The sequence below is a fragment of the Neobacillus jeddahensis genome (assembly GCF_000612625.1).
Classification (GTDB): Bacteria; Bacillota; Bacilli; order Bacillales; family Cytobacillaceae; genus Neobacillus; species Neobacillus jeddahensis.
This window is the reverse complement of the sequence record NZ_CCAS010000043.1, coordinates 26,356-33,091: the sequence shown is the minus strand read 5'-3', so window position 1 is coordinate 33,091 and position 6,736 is coordinate 26,356. Positions and strand designations below refer to the sequence as shown.

Here is a 6,736-nt window from a genome sequence, read left to right as displayed (position 1 = left end):
GCATTGATTGGAGCTTTATTTTTGAGAACATAAACATACCTTTTGAAAAGGACATTGTTGAACAAAGGGTCAAGCTGATTAAATCGTATAAGGACAATTCAAATACCATATCCTCTGTTGTTACCCAGTTGATCCAAACGAGGGGGAATCTGGAAAGGGATTTTAAAACATACCTTGAAATTAATCCTGAATCCGCCAAAGAATGCCCTCTATGCGGGGATTCCAAAGAAAGCCTAGCAGTCCTCATTGCCCAGATGAATGAAAAAACGGCTAGTTTAAGGGCTTCACTGGACGCTAGTGCCAAGAACTTTGAAGATGAATTGGAAACCCTTTATACCAAACATATAAGTGTAATCATAGAACTGATAGAAAAATGGTTGCATGATAATACACTGGATAAGGCTTTTATTACACAATTGTTTGAGTATAAGGATTCTATTCCTGATATGGAAAAAGCAAAGGACTGGTTTAGGGAATTGAATATCAACATTGACCCATACATCAATCGTGAAATGAAGTTTATCGACGATATTGGGGAAAGAGTTCAATCCTTGCAGCAGGAGATACAAAGTAAAAGGTTAGTGGTAAATGAATTTTGCAGGGGGAATATGGATACATTAAAAATAATTTTCAAGGACCGCCTAAATGAAGAGTATGAATTGCTGAATCAGATTACGCTTGAGTCCATTAAGGAGAAAAAGGATTTTATAGAGTATCAGTATTTTCTCCAAACAAGTTTAACCTTTCAAAGGGCAAATGGCTTGAAAGAAAAAATTGGAAAAATTGATGATATACTTTCCTCCATCAATAGGCTTATAGGGGTTTACAACGATAAGATTAACAGGCACCGAGCAAAGATGATTAGTGATATTGAAATACCATTTTATATATATAGCGGAAAAATCATTCAGAACCATCAAAGAGGTATTGGCGTTTTTATTAAGGAAGAAAAAGAGACGGAAGCTACAGGCGAAGTCCAATTAAAATCATTGAATTTTGTACCGCCTGTTAAAACAGACCATGACATTGTCCATTCCTTCAGTTCAGGGCAGCTCTCGTCAACAGTAATTGCCTTTACACTGGCTCTGAACAAGGTGTATGGGAATTCCGGCATAATGACACTCCTGATTGACGATCCCGTGCAGACCATGGATGAAATGAACATGGCTTCTTTTGTTGAGCTGCTCAGGAATGATTTTAAGGACAGGCAATTAATCGTATCGACCCACGAAGATGATATTTCGCTCTATATTCGTTATAAGTTTATTAAGTATGGGTTAGGTGTTGGGAATATTAATGTAAAACAAGCTTTATATTCAAAATAAAAAATATGGAATCTACTAATAATCCCTTGGTAGATTCCATATTTTTTTATGTATTTTCTCATTGCTAGGCAAATCCATTAAAATCAAAAATCCAGGGGGCATGCCAATGATTACAGAACAAGTTTTTAAAGAGCGGATGATAAGCGCGATAAACACATGTATTCGTATAATCAACGAATCCGACAAATGGGATAGTGTGGGGAAGGGCATTATTGAAAACGAATGGCAGTCCTATATTAATGAAAAAGACAATACCTTTGTTGCCATTTTAACAATATTAAGTAATAAACAAGCCTTTCAATTTAAACAACATGAATGGTTTGGGGTTGAAGTAAATATTCATGCTAATGATAAATTAAATGCCCTTTTAAAAATTTATAGTTCGTAAGACATTTAGACGGAACAGTAAAGGAGGTGTTTTCCGTATGGCCACACTATTGATAGTATATTTACAGCACTTTTTAAAAAGGAAGTTCATCATCTGTAATCATTGTGGCTGTCATCGAAACTTCTCCTTTTTCTTCGTCAACACAAAGTTCACCACATTTTTCGCAACTGATAAAGGTATCATTTAATTGATAACCTACATATCCGTGGGTGCATTCTTGAATGTCCCATATTGTTTCCCAATCAACTTCAAACTTGTAATCGCATTTGGCACAGTAAAATTCGGCACTACCGAAGTCCTCTTTTTGCTTCTGTTTAGATTTTTTCTTCTTTTTCCCCATTTGTATTTACACCTCAAAGTAGATTTAAGCTTACCCCAGAACGAGTTCTATTAGATCGCACCGGTCTATCTATAAAATTCAACATCTAGAAAAATGCAATAACACTTGGTAATAAACAAACTATATTCTATTTCATTATAACAATCACCCAGAGGTTGAGGAATCAGTTTGGAATCTCTTTTTGGATATTAGTACCTGACCCCTGATACATTAGCACTTTAATACATCGGGGGCCAGGCCATTTCTTACGTTAAGCAGACTTCTCTTTTTTTAAAAATAAATATTGACCAAGACAATAAAATGAAGTAACATTAATTTATTGACTGAGACAATAAACTGTCATAAAAAAATGAAATTAGGGGGAACGTTTGATGAAGAAAATAGGAAAAATAATCATGATCGTTTTTGGAGTAATTATTGTCCTTGGTGTAATCGGTTCGATGCTGGATGGAGAAAAAGAACAAACACAGGAGGATTCATCCAAAGCAGTAGCAACAACGGGCAACGTATCTGAAGAGAATACTCAAAAGCCAAAAGAAAAGAAAGAGGAGGAAGAGCCAGAAAAAAAAACATTCATTGTCGGGGATTTAGTAAACACTGGCAAGCTTGGATATAAGGTATTAAATGTTGAATCAACAAAGGAAATAAAATCGGATAATCAATTTATTGAATCAGCAAAAACTGATGGCCAGTTTGTTGTAATAGATATTGAAGCTTTCAATAATGATAAAAAAGCTAGAATGGTAGATAGTAATATGTTCAAAATCAAGGATGATCAAGGAAGGGAATTTGAGCCAACGAATGATTCAGATGTCATGATGGTGGTAGAAGGGGCAATGGATTTCTTCTTGCAAGATATTAATCCAGGGCTATCAAAGAAAGGAAAGTTAGTATTCGAATTACCACAGGATGCTGCCAGCTATTCATTAGAAGTTTCAAGTGGATTCGGTTGGTCTGGTGGGGAGTACGAACAAATTAAATTGAAATAAGGGATAGATAGAAAGGCAGGGGTTAGATAACTCTGCCTTTGTTTGAATATAACAGGGATGATCAATGTTTCCCCTCATTGTAATGGTCAAGTCAAATAGGGTAAAATAAAGGTAAATTGACCAAGACAATAGTCAGTGGGGGTGAGCGATTGAATGGCCTCGAGTATATTCTCAACTTGAACCAAATGCAGCATATAGACTTAGCTGACAAGCTTGGTATAAAAAAACAAAATATTAATATGTGGATTAAAGGAAAACAAAATATTCCAAAGAAATATTTACCCGTATTAGAGGAAATGTTTGAAATCAATGCTGTCTATTTTTCAAAAGAACTAACCGATCTTGAAAAATTAGAACTTCAAAAGGAAAAATTAAAGAGAGATTTAAAACCTGTGGTCGAAAGTCATCGTTCACAGTTCACATTAAATGAAAAACAGGACTTTCTAGTGGATGTACCTGTTTATGATCGAGAAGAAATGAACACAATGGAACGTTCCATTGAAAAAGCAAAGTTAATAGAACGTTTTAAAGCTGCGATAGAGATTGTCGATGAAAATCCATATATGGATACATTTGCATTAGTAGTCGAGTTGCTCGAAAAAAAACAGCACGAAGCAATCCTGCAGAAAACCATTGAAGCATTAGGCCATTATTTAGAGGTGCTCCCGGATTGGATTAATAGTGAGCCAGATCAAGACGAATTTGAATCCGAGATTTTTGAAGTATTTGACGACCATAATTATTAGGAATACTGGAGGAATACAAACATGTCATCAACAACAACAGCCAATGTAGGTTTTGAAGAAACATTATGGAAAGCAGCCGATAAATTAAGAGGGAGTATGGATGCAAGTGATTATAAGCATGTGGTCCTCGGTCTTATTTTCCTAAAATACATTTCTGATAAATTTGAAACTAAATACAATGAGCTTGTGGAAGAGGGAGATGGCTTTGAAGAGGATCGTGATGAGTATGAATCCGAGAACATCTTCTGGGTTCCGGCAGAAGCACGTTGGGAGTTCATCAAAGACCATGCCAAAGATACAAAGATTGGTCAATTTATCGATGATGCGATGATTTTAATTGAAAAAGAAAACCCGCCACTAAAAGGGGTTTTAGATAAACGTTATGCTCGTCCAGAGTTAGATAAACGACGTTTAGGCGAATTAATTGACCTTATTTCTACTATTAAATTGCATGGAAATGGAGAGAAGGATTTACTGGGCCGTGTCTATGAATATTTCTTAGGTCAGTTTGCCAGTGTTGAAGGAAAAGGCGGTGGTGAATTCTATACGCCAACTAGCGTCGTTAAAACATTAGTTGAAATGATCGAACCATACCAAGGGCGTATTTATGACCCGGCTTGTGGTAGCGGTGGGATGTTTATTCAAAGTGAAAAGTTCGTAGAGGAACATCAAGGGAAAATCAGTAACTTATCCATTTATGGTCAAGAATTAAACTCTACTACTTGGAAGCTGTGTAGAATGAACTTAGCGATTCGTGGACTAGAAGGGAACCTAGGCGATCAGCATGCCGATACCTTCCATCATGATTTACACCGTTCATTAAAAGCAGATTATATCTTAGCCAATCCACCTTTTAACATTAGTGACTGGGGAGGCAGCAAATTAACAGATGATGTTCGCTGGAAATTCGGTACACCACCAGAAGGGAATGCCAACTATGCCTGGCTACAACATATGGTCTATCACCTAGCTCCAAATGGAGTAGCGGGGATTGTCTTGGCAAATGGCTCATTAAGTTCCAACACCTCTAATGAAGGTGAAATTCGGAAAAACTTAATTAATGCGGATTTAGTTGATTGTATTGTTGCTTTACCAGATAAATTGTTTTACTCAACTGGAATTCCTGTAAGCTTATGGATTCTTAATAGAAATAAGAAAGAACATGATAAAAATCGTAATCGAGAGCATGAGATTTTATTTATAGATGCCCGTAATTTAGGTTCATTGGTTGATCGCCGCCACCGTGAGTTAAATAATGAAGATATAAGTAAAATTGCTGACACTTACCACAACTGGAGAAATGCAAATGGTTCCTATAAAGATGTTCAAGGTTTCTCAAAGGCAGTAAAGATAGAAGAAGTACGTGAAAATGAATATATTTTAACTCCTGGTCGCTATGTTGGTATTGAAGAGGTTGAAGATGATGGGATTCCGTTTGAAGAAAAAATGGAGAGTTTAACAAGTGAGTTGGGGGAGTTATTCGCAAAATCCAGCCGCCTAGAAGAAGAGATTCGTAAAAAACTAGGAGGAATTGGGTATGAGTTTTAAAGAATGGGAAGAGGTATCCCTAAAGGATGTAATTCATTTTAATCCAACAGAGAGTATTAAAAAAGGAACTATTTTAAAAAAGATTGGGATGGATAAACTAAGTCCTTTTCATAGAAAAATAGAAGGCTATGAGCTTACAGAGTTTATGGGTGGAAGTAAATTTAGAAATGGTGATACCTTATTAGCCAGAATTACCCCTTGCTTGGAAAATGGTAAAACCGCGCAGGTAACAATATTAAATAAAGATGAAATTGGGTTTGGATCAACAGAATTTATTGTATTAAGAGAAAAGGTAGGCATAACGGATAATAATTTCATCTATTACTTAAGCATCTCGCCAGAAATAAGGAATATTTCGATAAAATCTATGACTGGAACTACTGGAAGACAAAGAGCACAAACAAATGTAATTGAAAATACAATGATTTTGTTGCCGCCACTAAAGGAACAAAAAGAAATAGCGAATATATTTTCATCCCTAGATGAAAAAATCGAAATAAACAACCAAATCAACAAAAAACTAGAAGAAATGGCTCAAGCCATTTTTAAACAATGGTTTGTTGATTTTGAATTTCCTAATGATGATGGCGAGCCGTATAAGTCTAGTGGTGGGGAAATGGTTGAAAGTGAGTTTGGAATCATGCCTAAAGGTTGGGAAATTAGTACATTAAAAGTGTTGGGTAATTTTAGAAATGGAAAAGGTATTAAGGAAGGGCTAAGAACAGATCAGGGGAACAATTTAATCTTTGGGTCAAATGGAGTGATTGGGAGAACTAATGAAATACTACAGTTTGATCCATGTATAGTAATTGGAAGAGTAGGTGCTTACTGTGGTTCAATCCAGTTATCTTTAAAACCGTGTTGGATAACAGATAATGCAATAATAGCTTCTCCTATAAAGAAGTCCTTTTTACCGTATTTATACAGATGTCTATTAAATTCATCTTTAAGAGATAAAGCAGGGGGGTCTGCACAGCCATTGATTAACCAAAGTATTTTAAATAGTCTCAAAGTAATGATGCCACCATTAAGTTTATTAGAGAAATATTATAATATTGAGTATAAGTTTTTTGAAAGGTCTGCTTTCGGTAAAGAAGAAAATATAAAAGTATCTAAAGTTAGAGATACCCTCCTCCCAAAACTAATGTCCGGTGAAATTAGAGTGCCACTTGAATCCTAAGGAGATGCTGCTGTATGAAATTCGGAATGAGGAAGCCTAGCTTGAAGAGAAGAATTTCAGCGCGAACGAGCATCAAGAGACAGATTGTCCATCGGGCAGGTTTGAAGATGCCGAGGGGATATGGCTGGTTACGAAATCCCAAAAAGTATGCCTATAACAAAGTTTACAATCGAACCACGTTTGATATTTTTAAACTGATTAAAAAGCTGTTCAAATAATA

7 protein-coding genes and 1 pseudogene are annotated in these 6,736 nt (G+C 35.8%); 7 read left to right on the top strand and 1 reads right to left on the bottom strand.

Going from position 1 to position 6,736, the window contains the following annotated elements:
• Together TY15_RS24705 and TY15_RS16660 are read left to right on the top strand one after the other, a co-directional pair.
• Positions 1–1,325, top strand: a pseudogene (locus TY15_RS24705) (hypothetical protein); the annotation flags it as partial.
• A 106-nt stretch (positions 1,326–1,431) separates the two neighbouring features.
• Positions 1,432–1,713 (top strand): hypothetical protein, encoded by a 282-nt coding sequence (locus TY15_RS16660; protein WP_040205920.1) that lies wholly within the window; start codon positions 1,432–1,434, stop codon positions 1,711–1,713.
• Positions 1,714–1,786: 73 nt separating this feature from the next.
• Here TY15_RS16660 and TY15_RS16655 read toward each other — a convergent pair whose 3' ends face one another.
• Complete coding sequence (locus tag TY15_RS16655; protein ID WP_040205921.1) at positions 1,787–2,053, bottom strand: hypothetical protein; 267 nt, start codon at positions 2,051–2,053, stop codon at positions 1,787–1,789.
• A gap of 371 nt (positions 2,054–2,424) precedes the next feature.
• Here TY15_RS16655 and TY15_RS23270 point away from each other — a divergent pair, with 371 nt between their 5' ends.
• From TY15_RS23270 to TY15_RS16630, 5 genes are all read left to right on the top strand, one after another.
• Positions 2,425–3,042: a DUF4352 domain-containing protein gene (locus tag TY15_RS23270; RefSeq protein WP_052353816.1), complete on the top strand. Its 618-nt coding sequence runs from the start codon at positions 2,425–2,427 to the stop codon at positions 3,040–3,042.
• A gap of 149 nt (positions 3,043–3,191) precedes the next feature.
• Complete coding sequence (locus TY15_RS16645) at positions 3,192–3,788, top strand: helix-turn-helix domain-containing protein (RefSeq protein ID WP_040205923.1); 597 nt, start codon at positions 3,192–3,194, stop codon at positions 3,786–3,788.
• Positions 3,789–3,809: 21 nt separating this feature from the next.
• Positions 3,810–5,336 carry a class I SAM-dependent DNA methyltransferase gene (locus TY15_RS16640; RefSeq protein ID WP_040205925.1) on the top strand — a complete coding sequence of 509 codons (1,527 nt, stop codon included), beginning with the start codon at positions 3,810–3,812 and terminating at the stop codon, positions 5,334–5,336.
• Positions 5,326–6,516 carry a restriction endonuclease subunit S gene (locus tag TY15_RS16635; RefSeq protein WP_040205926.1) on the top strand — a complete coding sequence of 397 codons (1,191 nt, stop codon included), beginning with the start codon at positions 5,326–5,328 and terminating at the stop codon, positions 6,514–6,516. The genes TY15_RS16640 and TY15_RS16635 overlap by 11 nt, the downstream gene beginning before the upstream one ends.
• Before the next feature lie 14 nt (positions 6,517–6,530).
• Positions 6,531–6,734, top strand: a complete 204-nt coding sequence (locus TY15_RS16630) for a hypothetical protein (RefSeq protein WP_040205928.1) — start codon at positions 6,531–6,533, stop codon at positions 6,732–6,734.
• Positions 6,735–6,736 lie beyond the last annotated feature (2 nt).